This is a genomic window from Ensifer sp. 2TAB8, from assembly GCF_052115125.1.
Classification (GTDB): Bacteria; Pseudomonadota; Alphaproteobacteria; order Rhizobiales; family Rhizobiaceae; genus Ensifer.
Window position 1 is genome coordinate 132,951 of the sequence record NZ_JBFRGB010000009.1, and the last position, 15,754, is coordinate 148,704.

The window sequence follows — 15,754 nt, forward strand, 5'->3', positions numbered from 1 at the left end:
TAATTTTTCCGCAAGGAACTGTCAGGGAGTGCTTCAGCCTCACGTTTCTTGCCTATATCTTCGTCCGCTGACGCGAAGATTCGAAAAAGCGGGATGAAACGTTGAAGAAAGCACTGAAGGCGGCCCTCGTGACCGGGGGCGCCAAGCGGATCGGCAAAGCTATAGTTGAGGATCTTGCGGCCCATGGTTTTGCGGTCGCTATCCATGCCGACGCCTCATTTGACGAAGCGGAAGCGCTGGCCCGGGCTCTCACCGAAGCTGGAACGAAGGCGGTCGCGCTTCGCGCCGACCTCACCGATACGGCGGAGACCTCGACGCTCATTGCCCGCGCCGCTGAGGCGCTCGGTCCTCTCGATCTGCTGGTCAACAATGCCTCGGTCTTCAAGAAGGACAGCCTCGAGGCTTTCGACGAATCAATCTGGGATCAGCACTTCGCCCTGCATGTGAAGGCTCCTTCCCTATTGGCGCGCGATTTCGCCGGGCAGCTGCCGGCCGACGCCAATGGACTCATTATCAATGTCATCGACCAACGCGTCTGGGCTCCCAATCCGCGCTTTTATTCCTATATGTTGTCCAAGTCGGCGCTGTGGACGGCAACCCGGACAATGGCGCAGGCGCTTGCCCCGCACATCCGTGTCAACGGCATCGGCCCCGGGCCGACGCTGCCGAACGAACGGCAGGACCCTGGGGATTTTGAGGCGCAGGTCGATGCGCTGATTCTCAAACGCGGGCCGACGCTCGACGAATTCGGACGGACCATCCGCTTCCTGTTCGACACACCGTCGATCACCGGACAGATGATTGCGCTCGACGGGGGCCAGCACCTCGCCTGGGAAACGCCCGACATCAGGGAGATAGTGGAATGAATGGACGCGTGCCGGCCGACGGCGGCATCCTCTACGACGGTACCGAGACGGAAGACGACGACGATCTGGTCGAAGCGGCAGAAAGCACAAGCGCTGCGCCGCCGGTCGAGTGGAACGAGAATCAGGCCGAAATGGAAGGCTTGAAAGGCGCGGAGCTGATCCAGGCCTTCGTCAAACTGTTGCCGAACGGCCCGGGCGTCTACCGCATGTTCAACGAGACGGGCGACGTTCTCTATGTCGGCAAGGCGCGCAGCCTGAAGAAGCGCGTCAGCAACTATGCCCAGGGGCGCGGCCATTCCAACCGCATCGCGCGCATGGTGCGCGAGACCGCGAACATGGAGTTCGTGACGACGCRCACCGAGATCGAGGCGCTGCTGCTCGAAGCGAACCTGATCAAGCGGCTCCGGCCGCGCTTCAACGTGCTTCTGCGCGACGACAAGTCGTTTCCCTATATCCTGGTGACGGGAGACAGCCGGGCGCCGGCGCTCTACAAGCACCGTGGCGCCCGCAGCCGCAAAGGCGATTTCTTCGGTCCCTTCGCCTCCGCCGGCGCGGTTGGCCGCACCATCAATTCGCTGCAACGCGCCTTCCTGCTCAGAACCTGCACCGACAGCGTCTTTGAAACCCGCACGCGCCCCTGTCTGCTCTATCAGATCAAGCGCTGTTCGGCGCCCTGCACCGGCGAGATCAGCGATCAGGGCTATGCGGAACTGGTGCAGGAAGYCAAGGACTTCCTCTCTGGCAAGAGCCAGGCGGTGAAGGCGACGATCGCCGCCGCCATGGGCGAGGCCGCCGAGAACCTCGATTTCGAACGGGCGGCCCTTTACCGCGACCGTCTGGCGGCACTCAGCCACGTCCAGAGCCATCAGGGCATCAACCCCGCCGGCGTCGAGGAAGCGGATGTCTTTGCGATCCACCACGAAGGCGGCATTTCCTGCATCCAGGTCTTCTTCTTCCGCACTGGCCAGAACTGGGGCAACCGCGCCTATTTCCCGAAGGCCGACCCCTCGCTGCCGACAGCGGAGGTGCTCTCGCAATTCCTTGCGCAGTTCTATGATGACAAGCCCTGTCCGCGGCAGATCCTGCTTTGCGAAGCCGTGGAAGAACAGGAACTGCTCGGCCAGGCGCTCAGCGAAAAATCCGGATACAAAGTCGCGATCCAGGTGCCGCAGCGCGGCGAGAAGAAGGATCTCGTCGACCACGCGCTTGCCAATGCGCGCGAAGCCCATGGCCGCAAGCTGGCGGAAACCGCCTCCCAGTCGCGCCTGCTCGAAGGCTTCTCGGAGACCTTCAAGCTCGAACGCACACCGCGCCGCATCGAGATCTACGACAACTCCCACATCATGGGCACCAACGCCGTTGGCGGCATGGTGGTGGCGGGGCCGGAAGGTTTCGTCAAAGGCCAGTATCGGAAGTTCAACATCAAATCGACCGACATCACGCCAGGCGACGACTTCGGCATGATGCGCGAGGTGATGACGCGGCGGTTTTCGCGACTGCTCAAGGAAGAAGGCAAGCCAGACAGGAGCGCCGAGCCGACCGATGACGGCGCCTTCCCCGCCTGGCCCGATGTCATCCTCATCGACGGTGGCCAGGGCCAGATGACCGCCGTGCGGGCCATTCTTAAAGAGCTCGACGTCGAAGACTGCGTGACCGCAATCGGCGTTGCCAAGGGTGTCGACCGCGATGCCGGACGCGAACGCTTCTTCGCGCTTGGACGAGACAACTTCACGCTGCCGCCGCGCGACCCGGTGCTCTACTTCATCCAGCGACTGCGCGACGAGGCGCACCGGTTTGCGATCGGCTCGCATCGGGCGCGGCGCAAGAAGGAGATGGTCAAGAACCCGCTCGACGAGATCGCCGGCATCGGCCCGACGCGCAAGCGCGCGCTGCTCACGCATTTCGGCACCGCGAAGGCCGTCTCCCGCGCCGGCATCAACGACCTCATGGCCGTCAGCGGCATTTCCGAAACGGTGGCCCGGCTGGTTTACGAACATTTCCACGACGACGCCGCGAAATGAAAACCGGGTGTCACAATTCACCCGGCGTTCACATGCAATAGGGCAAATATKACAGTTGCCGACGATGACCTGTTGACCTCCGGCCAGCAAAGTCATTCTGTACCAGACGAACCAGAGAACACGAATCCATGCCCACGCCCGTCGCCTACAGCATCCCGAACCTGCTCACCTATTTCCGAATCCTGATCGTGCCGCTGATCGTCCTTTGCTTCTTCATCGAAGGGCGGCTGCACAGTTCGGATTTTGCGCGCTGGACCGCGGTCACGCTCTTCGCGATTGCGTCGATCACCGACTTCTTCGACGGCTATCTCGCCCGCATCTGGAAGCAGACGTCGAACATCGGCAAGATGCTGGATCCGATCGCCGACAAGCTGCTTGTCGCCTCGATCCTGCTGCTCGTCGCAGCCGACGGCACGATTGCCGGCTGGTCGATCTGGGCTGCGATCATCATCCTCTGCCGCGAAATCCTGGTATCGGGCCTCCGTGAATATCTGGCGGCGCTGAAGGTCAGCGTGCCGGTCACCCGCATCGCCAAGTGGAAGACCACGATCCAGATGGTGGCGATTGCCTTCCTGCTGGCAGGCCCCGCCGGCGACAAGGTTTTGCCCTACACGACCGAGGCTGGTATCGTGCTCCTTTGGATCGCCGCCGCCATCACGCTCTATACGGGCTACGACTATTTCCGCGCCGGCCTCAAGCACGTGGTCAACGAATGAGCACGGTCAATCTCGTCTATTTCTCCTGGGTGCGCGAGCGCATCGGCAAGGGCGAAGAGACGCTGGACGTTCCGGCCAGCGTTGTCTCCGTCGCCGACCTGCTCACGCACCTGAAGACGCTCGGCGAGGAATACGAAGCGGCGCTCGAACACGAAAACGTCATCCGTGCGGCCATCAACCAGGAGCATGTCGACCACGGGGAGCCGATTGCCGGCGCCCGGGAGATTGCCTTGTTTCCGCCGATGACGGGTGGCTGAGCCCATGAGCGCGCCGGTCACCGTGCGCGTTCAGCGCGAGGATTTCGACCTCAATGCCGAGGTTGAGAAGCTTTCGGCTGGACGTCGCGACATCGGCGCGGTCGTTACCTTTTCGGGGCTTTGCCGCGACGAAGCCGGCACGCTTTCCGCCCTTGAGCTCGAACACTACCCCGGCATGGCGGAAGCGGAGATCGCGCGCATCTCCAACGAGGCGGTCGAGCGCTTCTCGCTCCAGGCCGCCACCGCCATTCACCGCTACGGAAAAATCCTTCCCGGCGAAAACATCGTGCTGGTCGTTGCCGCCTCGCGGCATCGGCAGGCCGCCTTCGATGGCGCCAACTTCATCATGGATTTCCTGAAGACGTCGGCGCCCTTCTGGAAAAAAGAACACCTCGACGACGGCACCACCGGCGGCTGGGTCAGCGCCAAGGATGCGGATGATACCGCACGGGACCGCTGGTCGACGAAGTAGCGTCCCCCTTGCGATCAGGGGATGACCTTCTCCTTGCGCGTTATCGCCAGCACGATCACCAGAAAGCCGAAGATCGCGAAGTCGCGCCAGAGAATGGGGCCATAGGCAGTCCAGAGCGTCTCAAGTAATCCGATTCCGGCCGCACCGAGCGCCGCGTAAAGGGGTGAAGCCTGGCCGCCGATCGCGGCGATGAACAGCACCTTGACGCCAAAGGTCAATCCCGTGCCGAAGTCCATGTTGCCGTAATAGGACGCAGCGAGAATGCCGCAGACCGCGGCGATCAACGATGCCACGCCATAGGCGACGATGTAGACGGTCGCGGCGTCGACGCCGCAGAGCGCTGCAGCCCCCCGGTCCTCGGACACTGCACGCCAAAACCGCCCTGCCCGCGAATGCGTGAGGAACCAATGCCCGGCTGCCACGAGCGCAGCCATCAGCACCGTGTTGCCAAGCTGGATAACCGTCAGGGTTACGGGAAAACGCGGATCGTTCCAGAAGACGATGTTGCCGTTCAGGAACGGTGGCAGCCACAGGCTGCGTGTCTGCGAGGCGAGCCGCGCCATTTCCATCAGGACCAATAGGCAACCGAGAGAAGCGACGACGACCGTGTTGGCGGAGGAAAAGGCAAGCGGCCGCATGACATACCGCCCGGCCACGAGCCCGGCGCCGAGGCTGAAGGTCAAGGCTGCCGCCGCCCCGAGGGCAAGAGCAGCTGGCAGCACCAGCCACAGCCGGTTCCAGCCGAAATCCGCAAACAGCACAAACATCTGGCCGGAGAACGCAAAGAGCGCGCCATAGGTGAGATCAGCCCGGCGCGTCACCGCGAAGGCGATGGCATAGCCGAAAGCGAGCGCGGCATAGAGGGCAGCGATGGGAACGGCATTGGCGAGCTGCTGCAGAAAATAGAGCATGGCGCATCCGGAGCGTGACAAGATCAATATAACTGGTAAAATCATTTTTACCAGTTAGGATTTTCACATGACCTTCACCTGGACAGCCCATCGATTTGCCGGCGGCGCCTTGGCGCTGGATGTGGCCAATTCCATCGTCCTGCGTTTCGATCCGGAACGCCGGATCGATCGTTTCGCCGATGCCGCGGCGATCGATTCCTTCGCGGAAGCGGCCAACCGCTTCGGGGCGGAGAACACCCGCTTCGGCCCACTGGCACCCGTCGCCGCGGAAAACCGCACCAAGCTGCTGTGGCTGCGCGAAGCGACCGATCGGCACTTTCGCGCCGAGATATCGGCCAATGGACGACCGGAACTGCTGGCGGATCTGCTTGAGGCGATCGCCGGCGTCATGCGCGGCTCGCCCCACTCTGGCGGTCTGCTTCCGCTCGACACGGCGACCGCGCAATCGGCGCTGAGCCTCGCGGCCAACCCCGAACCCGACCGGCTGAAGATCTGCCCGAATTGCGGCTGGCTGTTTCTCGACCGCAGCCGCAATCGCAGCCGCACCTGGTGCGACATGGCTGTGTGCGGCAATCGCAACAAGGCCAGGCGCCACTACCATCGCAACAGGGAAGAATCAGGCCCATGACAAGGACATTCGGTATCCTGGTGGCAGTTGCCATCGCAGTCGTCACTGCCGGGTGTCAGCGCGAGAGCGGCCCGGATCCGCTGAAGCTGACGGGCAAGATGTTCGTCTTCAACTATCGCCTCGCCTACGCGACCTATATGGTCACGCTCACCAAGGCCGAGGCCGTGCCCGACGGCAGCGTTGTCGTGGCACGCTTTGAAAATCCGGCCGGCGGCGACGCGCTGACGCTGGAGCGCAAGCTGTTTCCGAAGCTGGAAAAAGTGGTGCTGGAAAGCCCCGATATTACCTGCGTGAAGAAGGACCGCCCCTATACGGTGTCGATCGAGGTCAAAGGCCCTGAGGGCCAGTCGCTGCAGAAGCTCGAAACCACCGTGATCTCCGACATCGACCAGGACATCATGCCGGCACAGGCGCTGGTCGAAGGCCCCGCCTATGACAAGAACCCCGAGGTCTTCCGTGGCGGCAAGGCACCGGAGCATTTCGAGACGGCAAAATGCCCGGTGTGAGAGACCGGCAATAAAAAACCGGAGCGTTTCCGCTCCGGTTCAAATCCTGAATCAATTCAGGCCGCTGCGACCCGAACCGAAGATCTTGAATCAGCCGACGATCTCGGTGCCCGAGAACCAGTAGGCGATTTCTTCAGCAGCGGTTTCCGGAGCGTCCGAACCGTGAACCGAGTTCTCGCCGATCGAGAGAGCGTGAACCTTGCGGATGGTGCCTTCGTCAGCGTTTGCCGGGTTGGTGGCGCCCATGACTTCGCGGTTCTTGGCGATTGCGTTTTCGCCTTCGAGAACCTGAACGATGGTCGGGCCGGAGGACATGAACTCAACCAGTTCGCCGAAGAACGGACGTTCCTTGTGAACGGCGTAGAAGCCTTCAGCTTCGCGACGGCTCATCCAGACGCGCTTGGAGGCGACGACGCGCAGGCCGGCATCTTCGAGCATCTTGGTGATGGCGCCGGTCAGGTTGCGCTTGGTCGCGTCCGGCTTGATCATCGAGAAGGTACGTTCAATAGCCATTGGCTCAAATCCCTTGTTTCTTGAGAAGTGGCGGTTCATTAACCGCCAATCCCGCGCAAAACAAGGGGGTTCACCGATGATTCGGCTTGGGCCGAGAGGGTTTCACGCAGCCGTCACACTACGTCCGAGCCCGTGGTGCAGGTCTAGACAGCGTTCGAACCAGTCGGTGACGGGATCGCCCGGCTGAAGGAGACGCTGCGGCGAGACGATGCGCGCCCACTGAAACGCGCCGAAGACGATATAGTCGGCGAAAAGCGGTGACGCGCCGCCGAGGAAACCCTGAAATTTCAGCATATGGCGCAGCGGCTCGAGCTTTTCCGGGAAGGTCGCAAGAGATGCTCCCCCGCTTTCGGCGACCGCTTCCAGCGAGGTACCGAAACGCTTTTCGCGGCTCTCACGGAAGTAGGCCTGGTCGACCGGATCAAGGCGATCGTGAATGTCCCGGATGATGATGCGGGTTAGCGCGGGGTGCAGCGTCGTCTGCGACCAGCCTTCGACGAAGCGAGCGATGGCCATGCCTCCCGCGCCGGCAAAGAGCGAGGGGCGGTCCGGATAGTTCTGTTCGAGGTAAAGCGCGATCTCGAAGCTGTCCTTCACCAGCCGCTCGCCATCCCGCAGCAGCGGCACCAGGCCTGTCGCTCCATCCTCGACCACGGGGATTTCGGTGAAACCGATCGGCACGATGTCGAAATCGAGCCCCTTGTGCGCGAGCGACATCTTCGTCTTCCACACATGCGGCGAGAACGGACGCGCCCTGTCGGCACCACAAAGCGAATAGAGCTTTCTCGTCATGTGAACTCCCGGTCGGTTGGCGTCCCGTTGAACGACAAATCGGCCGCGCCATCAAATCAGTAAATTTCATGAGTGATATCAGCCACAGAAATGCGGTTTCGAGTTAGCGTCGTCGCCCCAAGCCGAAGCCCCCTCAGGAGATATCCGATGCTCGATCACTTTCGCATGTTCGCCGACTATAACCGCTGGGCGAACCGCCTGGTCTACGCCGCCGCCGCTGAACTGACCGATGCCGAGTTGCGGCAAAACCGAGGCGCCTTCTTCGGCTCACTGCTTTCGACCCTCAACCACATCCTCGTTGCAGACCGTATCTGGATGAAGCGCTTTACGCGCGAGGGCGACGCCCCAGCCTCGCTCGACACGATCCTCCATGACGATCTGTCGGCACTCACCGCCGCTCGGATTGCCGAAGACGCGCGCATCATCGCCTGGATCGATGACCTCAGCGACGAACGCCTTGCCGCAGCCCTCACCTATTCGCCGGTCGTCAACCCTACGGTCATCACGCAGAAGCTGGCACCGACGCTCGCGCATTTCTTCAACCACCAGACCCATCACCGCGGGCAGGCGCATGCAACGCTCACCGCGCTCGGTGGCCCATCCCTGGCGCTCGATCTCGCCTATTTCCTCAGGACCGAAGGATTACAGTGGGCGTAGCGGAGATCGCAGCACTGCGAAGTTGAGCACCCGAAGTGGCCGGATCTCACGCTCCCGCCACGCGGCAAGCGTTTTCAAGAGTTGCCGCTGGCCGAGCCAGGCGACGAGACCGAGCGCCACACCGCCGAAGATCGACAGGAACGAAAACGCCGGGGTTGGCAATGCCGGCTGCAGCGGCAGCATCAGCAACTCCGGCACGAAGCGGTGCAGGATGTAGATGTGGAAACCCGCTGCCGACAGAGGCAGGATAAGCTGCGCCGCCCAACGCGGCACGTTGATGCGCGGGAGATAGATGAGCGCGGCCAGGACGGCGATCTGCAAGATGTACTTGATCTGCGTCCCGATCCAGACCCCCTCGTACAAGCCGAAGAACAGGAAGGCTCCTGTGCCGGCCACCATCAGCAGCAGCCGCTGTTTGGCCGTTTCGGCGACGGCGGCGCACCAGCCGATAACGGCGAGATAGAAGATCCAAGGCAGGGTAAAGATCTGTCGATTGCCGATCGGCCAGAGCAACGGCAGGGCAAGCCGGGCGACAAGTGCCGCCAAAAGCAGAGACATCCCTGCGGCGAAGGGTCTTGCCGATACGAAACGGCGGAACCGCGGAATGGCGAAAAGCCCGACGAAGACCAGCATCATCTGGCAATAGGCTTCGATGAACCAGTAGAGATAGGGCACCATGCCATGCGTCTCCGGCAGGGTCAGGCCGAAATTGCCGACGAGCAGAACCGAGGCCCAGGGCACCTCACCCCAGGCAACCGCATAGGCCGCGACGATCAGATAATAGGGAACCAGCACCTGAGCGAGCGGCCGCAGGATCGCCCAGCCATCTCCGGCGAGAAGCGGCCCTATCTGGAACCTGGCGAGGCTGAAGCCTGCGAGAACGACCATGGCCGCCGATCCACCGGGGATCGGCCACACGGTTTCATGGTGCACCACGACCAGCAGAATGGCCAGCGCACGTACCAGCAGGTCCGTCCCGATCCGCCGCGTTGCGGTCTCGCAGCGTTCCTGGACCGACAGGTCGGCAATCGACAGCGTCTCCCAGGCGTCCGGAACTTGCCCCGCCGCCTTTTCCAAACCCATAGAAAGCTGAACGAAGCGAAGGGAGTCGCCGCCCAGCGATACAAAACTGTCCGAGCGCTTCACCCGCTTCGGATAGAAGACCTGCGCAAAGAGTTCTTCGATGCCGCCACTGTCGTCGTCGCCGTTGGCTGCTGCCTGGCGAGCTGCCATGTTGAGCGCGTTGTAATCGACCTTGCCGCTGGCAAGCCGTGGCATCTCGGCAAGCGCGGTGGCCTTCAGATGGGCGAGCGTCAACCCGCTTGCCTGCGCCAGGAACCGCTTGACCTCTTCGGCATCGCGGTTGCCGGTATAAAAGGCGTGAAGGCCGGCATCGTCACCGACGACGGCAGCTGCGATACCACGCCTTTCGAGCGCTGCTTCCAGCACGTCGTGCGCGATCCTGAGCCCGGCGATCTTGGAGATCCGCTTCATGCGGCCGACGATCTGGAACAGCCCATCGGTATGTCGCATCGCAAGATCGCCAGTGCGCAGCTCGGTGAGTTCGGCACCGCGGCAGAGATCGTCACGCGACGTGGCATAACCCATCATCACGTTCGGGCCGCGATAGACGAGTTCACCGGCCAGGCCGTCGCTTTCGATCGGCGCACCGTTCTCATTCTCGATCAGGAGGCGCCCACCTGGGATCGCAACGCCGATCCTGTCCTCGTTGCCGGCAAGCAAAGCGGGCGGCATATAGGCGATGCGCGCGGTGGCTTCGGTCTGGCCGTACATGGCGAAGAAGGCCGCGCCTTGAGCGCCCAGGTGGTCGTTGTAGAGACGGATGACGTCCGGGCCCAACCGACCGCCAGCGACGGTCATGAAACGCAGGTGCGGGAACCGCCGATCGCGGAAGCCCACCTTCTCCAGCAATTCGTAGGAATAGGGCACACCCGCAAGGTTCGTGCTGCCGCTTTCGGCAAGACCATCGAGGAAACCGGCATCGAGGACCGATCCGCCGGGGATATAGAGGCTGGCGCCGGCTGCCAGGTGGGAATTCAGCACCGACAGGCCGTAGGAGTAATGAAGCGGCAGGATGAGGCAGCCGCGATCCGCGGCCGTCAGACCGAGATAGTCCGCGATGGACGCGGCGTTTGCCGTGATGTTTTCCCGGGACAGGCGGACGGCTTTGCCGCAACCGGTGCTGCCGGAGGTCGAGAGCATGACGGCGAGTTGGTCATGGGGCGCCCCGCCGTCTTGTCGCAGATGCTCCGTGCGCCAGCGGCCATCAATCCGGCGGAAGCAGAAGTCTGGCTCGAAGGCATCGACCCAAGATGCAGTCGCGCCGTTTTTCGGGGCCTGCATCGCTACGGCATGCCCCGCAGCCAGTGCTGCCAGATAGGCAACGATCGCATGTTCGGAAAGCTCCGCCTCGATCGCCACCAACCCACGCGGACCTCGGAAGGCCAGCGCCTGGCGGATGATCCGCTCACCGAGCTCCCGATAGGTGACGGTCCGCTGCCCGGAAAAGACCAGCGCCGGCCGGTCGCCCCATTTCGCCAGATTCGCAATGAACGAGATGGACATCCTTGACCGTCGCTGTTTGCCCCGAGCTCCGATGCCCGATTTAGCAGCGCCGAATATAATTGGTGACTAAAGCCGTCAAGTATAAAGATCGACGAGCTGACGGCTGTCAGCTCGGTTGCGATTGTCAGTTGCGTACTGCCTCCCTCAGATGGAATTCAGCAACCATACCGGGCGGGAATGGGCAACCGCCTGAAATCTTCAGACTCCCTTAAAAGCGGCCTTCCATAGTGCTCATCGATCCGGACATCATCGTCCGATAGACATGTGGGGACCACGACGGAATGACCAGGCAAGTTCCAGCGGACGCCGGCCGATCGCAGGCGCGGCAGGCAGCGATCATTCTGAAAGTGGCGCATGCCATGTCCGCGCACGGGATCGCTGCCCTGCCCCGCAATTACGAACTTTTCTACGAGGCGCTGTCCGGTCGCTTGCCCCAGCTTTCCCGGGAGCTTGCAGCACTCGGGCACAACCCGCAACAGGACTCGCTGGACGCCTTGGGCCTCAAGCATCACCTTGTCTCCCACGCAGCCCTCGCAGCGGACCGGACGAGAGCTGCAGCCCAGGAAATCCTCGCCGACATGGCCGGCAAGCTCAAGCTTGCGCTGACGCAGAAGCAAACGTTCAAGATCGAACTCGATCGTTTCGCCGGTCGGCTGGCGGCAGATCCCGTTGCCGGCCTGTCGGACTTCGCCGACGACGCCGCACGGCTCCGGGAAACGGCAGGGCGTTTGATGAACGAAGAGAATGCCCTGCAGCACGCACTGGAAACCAGTGCGCAGCGCATGGCCGAATTCGAGGGGGATCTCGCCGAAAGCCGCCGGTCGCTTACCCGCGACGCCGCGACGGGCTTGCCGAACCGTCTGGCGCTGACAGCGAAGCTCGACTCCATTCTCGAAACGGAGCGGGCAGACCAGCCGATTGCCCTGCTTCTCGTCTCCGTTCAGGGGCTTCACGAGATGGCCGAGCGCCACGGTGGCGCGGTTGCGGCGAAGGCGCTTGCCAAGGTGTCGGCGCTGTTTCGCAAGTCGATCAAGAAGAACGATTTCGTCGCTCGCGCGGGCCAGCAGGAATTCGCCTTCGTCTGCCGGGATGTCAGCCTCGAAAATGCCGAGGCCATTGCAGGCCGCCTCCGGCAATCCGTGGAAGAACTGAAATTCACCCTTCCCGGGCGGGCACACACCGCCGAAACGCTCTCGCTGGCTGCCGGCATCACCATCGCGCAACCGGCATCCACGAGCGCCGACGTCATCAACCAGGCGGAGCTGGCCCTGGCCGGCGCACGCGATGGCGCCGGTATCCTTGGCTATTCGGCGGCACTCGGCCGCGACGACGTCAGAACCTACGGTCAGAACGCCGCGTGACCGTCGCGCGTCAGGCGGCGACCGGCTGGCGGTTCTCGTCGATCTCCGACGCCTTTTCCCGGAGACAGCCAAGCAAGCGGAAGAGCTCGGTGCGCTCACAGTCGTCAAGCGCGGAAAACAGTTCATCGATCGTGCGATGACGCGGCTGCAGCGCCGCTTCCAGTGCGAGCCTCCCGCGATCGGTGATCGAGATGATCTTCGCGCGACGATCTTCCGGATCCGCTTCACGAACGACCATGCCGTCCCGCTCCAACCCGTCGATCGCTTCGGTGACGGATCTGGCCGCAAAGTTGAGCGCCGAGGCGATATCCGCGCAGCGGCAAGGCCCCAGCGTGTTCAGATAGAACAGGAATTTGCTGCGCGCGAGCGAAACGCCTTCCTCCGACATAGACGCGTTCACCAGGCGATGAACGCAGTGGTAGAGATCGAAGAGCCGCTCGGCGACTTCGACTTTTTCTGTCATGGCAATGTACCTCATTTGGCAACGCCAAAACGAAACAACCCGGCCCCGCGTGGCGGGACCGGGCTGTTCGGTCAACCGTTTGGCGTGACTTACTGCTTGTTTTCGTCGGCCTGGCCGAAAGGCTTGGCACGGCTGTTGGCGATCGCGCCGGTTGCCGTCGCATCGACGGATCTGTCTTCGATACCTGCGTAGTAATCGCCGCGGCCGGTCGAGCTTGCGGAGACGCCGGTGCCGGCGGAGGCGTCTGCGCGGCCGGTAAAGAGCGGCGTGGCGCTCACGCCCTCATAGTAGCTGCCGCCGGCGACAGCGGCCGACGCGCCGCCGAGCATGGCGACCGCAACGAGGATCGCGGCAATGGACTTCTTCATGGATCGGTTCCTTGGTGGAGATAGACGGTGGGACTAAGCCCCGCTTGGCACTTGGGAGGTCGCCTCATAGGATCATGGCGATGATCAATCAAACCCCCTGAAAGTGGGTGCGGGCAGAAACCCGCACCCTATTTCGTCGCGATTAGCGCGAAATGCCCTGATAGTATTCGCCTTCGCCGCCGATCACGCTCTTCGGCGCAACGCCGTAGTTTACGACCGAGCCGGTCCGGGTGCTGTCCACATAGCCAGCTTCCGAATTGCCGATGGTGAAGGAGGTCTTGCCGGTGACGGCAGGCGTGCGCTCGGTGAACAGCGGCGTCGGGCTGATGCCTTCGTAGTAGCTGCCACCGGCAAAGGCAGCCGAGGCCCCACCGAGGATGGCGGTTGCAACGAGAGCGGCGGAAAGAGCGGTCTGGATTGCAGTTTTCATGGTCTTCACTCCTGGGAGGCTCGTTCGGTTGAACGAGGTTTCATCTAAATTGTCCGTGGCCCGATCGGTCGTCCCTCGGAACGCGGGGCCCTTGCCGATGGCGTTCAGTCGATCGAGGCGGTCAGAAGAGCATTCCCCGCCCTTCCGCTATTGAGATGGTCCCTCACGATGAGGATGTGTAGTATCGATTGTCGGAACGCGTTGTTCAAAAATTGATAACAATGGCCTCTTGAAATCACAGACCGACGCCGGAGGAAACGCAGCGCGCCTGCGCCTCTTGCCTTCCCGGCCAAGTCCGGGCAAAAGGCCGCAATGATCCAGATTTCCGGCCTTTCCGCCCGCATCGCGGGACGTCTCCTCATCGAAAATGCATCCGTGACGCTTCCGGCGGGCACGAAGGCGGGGCTCGTGGGCCGAAACGGCGCTGGCAAGTCCACGCTGTTTCGCATCATCACCGGCGAATTCGCGTCGGAAGCCGGCTCGATCGCGCTGCCGAAGAACGCGCGCATCGGTCAGGTGGCGCAGGAGGCGCCCGGCACAGAGGAACCGCTGATCGAGATCGTGCTCAAGGCAGACAAGGAGCGCACTGCGCTGGTCGCCGAAGCGGAAACTGCGACCGATCCGCACCGGATTGCCGAAATCCAGACACGGCTCGCCGACATCGGTGCCCACTCGGCAGAAGCGCGCGCTGCCAGCATTCTCGCCGGCCTCGGCTTCGACCACGAAGCACAGCTGCGTCCCGCCTCGTCGTTTTCCGGCGGCTGGCGGATGCGGGTGGCGCTCGCCGGCGTGCTCTTTTCCGAGCCGGATTTGCTGCTGCTCGACGAGCCGACCAACTATCTCGACCTCGAAGGCACGCTCTGGCTGGAGGATTACATCCGCCGCTATCCGCACACCGTCATCATCATCAGCCACGACCGCGACCTCTTGAACACCGCGGTCAACGCCATCGTGCATCTCGACCAGAAGAAGCTCACTTTCTATCGTGGACCCTACGACCAGTTCGAGCGGCAGAAGGCGGAAGCCGACGAGCTGCAGATGAAGGCGAAAGCCAAGAACGACGCGGCGCGGAAGCACCTCCAGAGCTTCATCGACCGCTTCAAGGCCAAGGCCACCAAGGCCCGCCAGGCGCAAAGCCGCGTCAAGGCGCTGGAGCGCATGGGCACGATTGCGGCCGTGATCGAAGATCATGTCCAGGGCTTCTCCTTCCCCGATCCGGAGAAGGAAGCCGCCTCGCCGATCATCGCAGTCACCGGCGGTACCGTCGGCTACGAGCCCGGCAAGCCCATCCTCAAGCGCTTGAACCTCAGGATCGACACGGACGACCGTATCGCCCTGCTCGGTTCGAACGGCAACGGCAAGTCCACTTTCGCCAAGTTCATCTCGGGTCGCCTTGCGCCAGAGGCGGGCGAATTGAAGATTGCGCCGAACCTCAAGGTCGGCTTCTTCGCCCAGCACCAGCTCGACGACCTGATCCCCACCCAGAGCGCCGTCGAACATGTGCGGCGACGCATGCCCGAAGCACCCGAAGCAAAGGTGCGCTCGCGCGTGGCGCAGATGGGGCTCGCGACGGAAAAGATGGAAACGCCCGCCAAGGATCTCTCCGGCGGCGAAAAGGCGCGGCTGCTCATGGGCCTTGCTGCCTTCGACGCGCCGAACCTCCTGATCCTCGACGAGCCGACCAACCACCTCGACATCGACAGCCGCAACGCGCTGATCACGGCGCTCAACGACTATTCCGGTGCCGTGATCCTGATCTCGCACGACCGGCACCTGATCGAGGCGACGGCCGACCGGTTGTGGCTGGTGCGTGATGGAACGGTGACCAGCTACGATGGCGACCTTGAGGACTACCGCAGCCTGATCGTCGGCGGCCCGAAGGCGAAGGACGAGAAGCCGAGGCCGACCGGCGTCGATGACGGTCTTTCGAAGGCGGACCAGCGCAAGGCCAATGCCGACAAGCGTGCATCGCTGGCGCCGCTTCGCAAGAAGATCAATGAAATCGAATCCTTGACCGGAAAGCTGGAGAAACTGATTCAGGCACTTGATGTGGAACTTGCCGATCCGGCGCTCTACGAAAAGTCGCCGGCGAAGGCTGCACAAAAGGCCAAGGAACGTTCCGACGCGGCGGCGAAACTCTCTCACGCCGAAGAGCAATGGCTCGAACTTTCCGCCGAGTACGAAGAGGCGATGGCCGGTTGAGAACA

General features: G+C 62.6%; 17 protein-coding genes. 10 read left to right on the forward strand and 7 right to left on the reverse strand.

Annotated elements, in window-relative coordinates; all coding sequences use genetic code 11:
- Nucleotides 1–101 precede the first annotated feature (101 nt).
- The 5 genes from AB4Z53_RS16885 to AB4Z53_RS16905 all read left to right on the forward strand — a co-directional run bounded on the left by AB4Z53_RS16885 (nt 102) and on the right by AB4Z53_RS16905 (nt 4,332).
- Nucleotides 102–866 carry an SDR family oxidoreductase gene (locus tag AB4Z53_RS16885; protein WP_113536865.1) on the forward strand — a complete coding sequence of 255 codons (765 nt, stop codon included), beginning with the start codon at nt 102–104 and terminating at the stop codon, nt 864–866.
- Nucleotides 863–2,887: an excinuclease ABC subunit UvrC gene (gene uvrC, locus AB4Z53_RS16890; protein WP_441596692.1), complete on the forward strand. Its 2,025-nt coding sequence runs from the start codon at nt 863–865 to the stop codon at nt 2,885–2,887. Before AB4Z53_RS16885 ends, uvrC begins: the two co-directional genes overlap by 4 nt.
- Before the next feature lie 128 nt (nt 2,888–3,015).
- Nucleotides 3,016–3,603: a CDP-diacylglycerol--glycerol-3-phosphate 3-phosphatidyltransferase gene (gene pgsA / locus AB4Z53_RS16895; RefSeq protein WP_104665796.1), complete on the forward strand. Its 588-nt coding sequence runs from the start codon at nt 3,016–3,018 to the stop codon at nt 3,601–3,603.
- Complete coding sequence (gene moaD, locus AB4Z53_RS16900) at nt 3,600–3,860, forward strand: molybdopterin converting factor subunit 1 (RefSeq protein WP_113536863.1); 261 nt, start codon at nt 3,600–3,602, stop codon at nt 3,858–3,860. The genes pgsA and moaD overlap by 4 nt, the downstream gene beginning before the upstream one ends.
- Before the next feature lie 4 nt (nt 3,861–3,864).
- A complete protein-coding gene (locus AB4Z53_RS16905; protein WP_441596693.1) occupies nt 3,865–4,332 on the forward strand; it encodes a molybdenum cofactor biosynthesis protein MoaE in 468 nt (155 codons plus the stop codon).
- 14 nt (nt 4,333–4,346) lie between these two features.
- Here the strand turns inward: AB4Z53_RS16905 and AB4Z53_RS16910 are convergent, their stop codons facing one another.
- The gene (locus AB4Z53_RS16910; protein WP_113536861.1) at nt 4,347–5,243 is read right to left on the reverse strand and encodes a branched-chain amino acid ABC transporter permease; all 897 of its coding nucleotides are present in this window, start codon (nt 5,241–5,243) and stop codon (nt 4,347–4,349) included.
- A 67-nt stretch (nt 5,244–5,310) separates the two neighbouring features.
- Here AB4Z53_RS16910 and AB4Z53_RS16915 point away from each other — a divergent pair, with 67 nt between their 5' ends.
- Together AB4Z53_RS16915 and AB4Z53_RS16920 are read left to right on the forward strand one after the other, a co-directional pair.
- Nucleotides 5,311–5,871, forward strand: coding sequence for a CGNR zinc finger domain-containing protein (locus AB4Z53_RS16915; RefSeq protein ID WP_441596694.1), 561 nt, complete (start codon nt 5,311–5,313; stop codon nt 5,869–5,871).
- On the forward strand, nt 5,868–6,377 hold the full coding sequence (locus AB4Z53_RS16920; protein ID WP_441596695.1) for a hypothetical protein: 510 nt from the start codon (nt 5,868–5,870) through the stop codon (nt 6,375–6,377). Before AB4Z53_RS16915 ends, AB4Z53_RS16920 begins: the two co-directional genes overlap by 4 nt.
- A 90-nt stretch (nt 6,378–6,467) precedes the next feature.
- On the opposite strand, the gene ndk is transcribed toward AB4Z53_RS16920, so the two are convergent.
- On the reverse strand, nt 6,468–6,890 hold the full coding sequence (gene ndk / locus AB4Z53_RS16925; protein WP_034803877.1) for a nucleoside-diphosphate kinase: 423 nt from the start codon (nt 6,888–6,890) through the stop codon (nt 6,468–6,470).
- 102 nt (nt 6,891–6,992) lie between these two features.
- Nucleotides 6,993–7,682, reverse strand: coding sequence for a glutathione S-transferase family protein (locus tag AB4Z53_RS16930; RefSeq protein WP_441596696.1), 690 nt, complete (start codon nt 7,680–7,682; stop codon nt 6,993–6,995).
- A gap of 147 nt (nt 7,683–7,829) precedes the next feature.
- Here AB4Z53_RS16930 and AB4Z53_RS16935 point away from each other — a divergent pair, with 147 nt between their 5' ends.
- Nucleotides 7,830–8,339, forward strand: a complete 510-nt coding sequence (locus AB4Z53_RS16935; protein ID WP_441596697.1) for a DinB family protein — start codon at nt 7,830–7,832, stop codon at nt 8,337–8,339.
- Here AB4Z53_RS16935 and AB4Z53_RS16940 read toward each other — a convergent pair.
- Nucleotides 8,325–10,925, reverse strand: a complete 2,601-nt coding sequence (locus tag AB4Z53_RS16940) for an AMP-binding protein (RefSeq protein WP_441596698.1) — start codon at nt 10,923–10,925, stop codon at nt 8,325–8,327. The genes AB4Z53_RS16935 and AB4Z53_RS16940 overlap by 15 nt on opposite strands.
- 281 nt (nt 10,926–11,206) lie before the next feature.
- Between AB4Z53_RS16940 and AB4Z53_RS16945 the strand changes: the two genes are divergently transcribed.
- Entirely contained in the window at nt 11,207–12,286 is a 1,080-nt protein-coding gene (locus AB4Z53_RS16945; protein ID WP_441596699.1) for a GGDEF domain-containing protein, read from the forward strand.
- A gap of 10 nt (nt 12,287–12,296) precedes the next feature.
- Here the strand turns inward: AB4Z53_RS16945 and AB4Z53_RS16950 are convergent, their stop codons facing one another.
- The 3 genes from AB4Z53_RS16950 to AB4Z53_RS16960 all read right to left on the reverse strand — a co-directional run bounded on the left by AB4Z53_RS16950 (nt 12,297) and on the right by AB4Z53_RS16960 (nt 13,547).
- Nucleotides 12,297–12,749 carry a MarR family winged helix-turn-helix transcriptional regulator gene (locus tag AB4Z53_RS16950; protein WP_441596700.1) on the reverse strand — a complete coding sequence of 151 codons (453 nt, stop codon included), beginning with the start codon at nt 12,747–12,749 and terminating at the stop codon, nt 12,297–12,299.
- 89 nt (nt 12,750–12,838) lie between these two features.
- Nucleotides 12,839–13,117 carry a hypothetical protein gene (locus AB4Z53_RS16955; protein WP_113536853.1) on the reverse strand — a complete coding sequence of 93 codons (279 nt, stop codon included), beginning with the start codon at nt 13,115–13,117 and terminating at the stop codon, nt 12,839–12,841.
- A 142-nt stretch (nt 13,118–13,259) separates the two neighbouring features.
- The gene (locus AB4Z53_RS16960; protein ID WP_291157858.1) at nt 13,260–13,547 is read right to left on the reverse strand and encodes a hypothetical protein; all 288 of its coding nucleotides are present in this window, start codon (nt 13,545–13,547) and stop codon (nt 13,260–13,262) included.
- A gap of 312 nt (nt 13,548–13,859) precedes the next feature.
- Here AB4Z53_RS16960 and AB4Z53_RS16965 point away from each other — a divergent pair, with 312 nt between their 5' ends.
- Complete coding sequence (locus AB4Z53_RS16965; protein ID WP_113536851.1) at nt 13,860–15,749, forward strand: ABC-F family ATP-binding cassette domain-containing protein; 1,890 nt, start codon at nt 13,860–13,862, stop codon at nt 15,747–15,749.
- Nucleotides 15,750–15,754: the final 5 nt, after the last annotated feature.

Coding starts and splice junctions, on each gene's coding strand:
- pgsA (WP_104665796.1), top strand. CDS start 3,016: ATGCCCACGCCCGTCGCCTACAGCATCCCGAACCTGCTCACCTATTTC.
- moaD (WP_113536863.1), top strand. CDS start 3,600: ATGAGCACGGTCAATCTCGTCTATTTCTCCTGGGTGCGCGAGCGCATC.
- AB4Z53_RS16905 (WP_441596693.1), top strand. CDS start 3,865: ATGAGCGCGCCGGTCACCGTGCGCGTTCAGCGCGAGGATTTCGACCTC.
- AB4Z53_RS16910 (WP_113536861.1), bottom strand. CDS start 5,243: ATGCTCTATTTTCTGCAGCAGCTCGCCAATGCCGTTCCCATCGCTGCC.
- AB4Z53_RS16915 (WP_441596694.1), top strand. CDS start 5,311: ATGACCTTCACCTGGACAGCCCATCGATTTGCCGGCGGCGCCTTGGCG.
- AB4Z53_RS16920 (WP_441596695.1), top strand. CDS start 5,868: ATGACAAGGACATTCGGTATCCTGGTGGCAGTTGCCATCGCAGTCGTC.
- ndk (WP_034803877.1), bottom strand. CDS start 6,890: ATGGCTATTGAACGTACCTTCTCGATGATCAAGCCGGACGCGACCAAG.
- AB4Z53_RS16930 (WP_441596696.1), bottom strand. CDS start 7,682: ATGACGAGAAAGCTCTATTCGCTTTGTGGTGCCGACAGGGCGCGTCCG.
- AB4Z53_RS16935 (WP_441596697.1), top strand. CDS start 7,830: ATGCTCGATCACTTTCGCATGTTCGCCGACTATAACCGCTGGGCGAAC.
- AB4Z53_RS16940 (WP_441596698.1), bottom strand. CDS start 10,925: ATGTCCATCTCGTTCATTGCGAATCTGGCGAAATGGGGCGACCGGCCG.
- AB4Z53_RS16945 (WP_441596699.1), top strand. CDS start 11,207: ATGACCAGGCAAGTTCCAGCGGACGCCGGCCGATCGCAGGCGCGGCAG.
- AB4Z53_RS16950 (WP_441596700.1), bottom strand. CDS start 12,749: ATGACAGAAAAAGTCGAAGTCGCCGAGCGGCTCTTCGATCTCTACCAC.
- AB4Z53_RS16955 (WP_113536853.1), bottom strand. CDS start 13,117: ATGAAGAAGTCCATTGCCGCGATCCTCGTTGCGGTCGCCATGCTCGGC.
- AB4Z53_RS16960 (WP_291157858.1), bottom strand. CDS start 13,547: ATGAAAACTGCAATCCAGACCGCTCTTTCCGCCGCTCTCGTTGCAACC.
- AB4Z53_RS16965 (WP_113536851.1), top strand. CDS start 13,860: ATGATCCAGATTTCCGGCCTTTCCGCCCGCATCGCGGGACGTCTCCTC.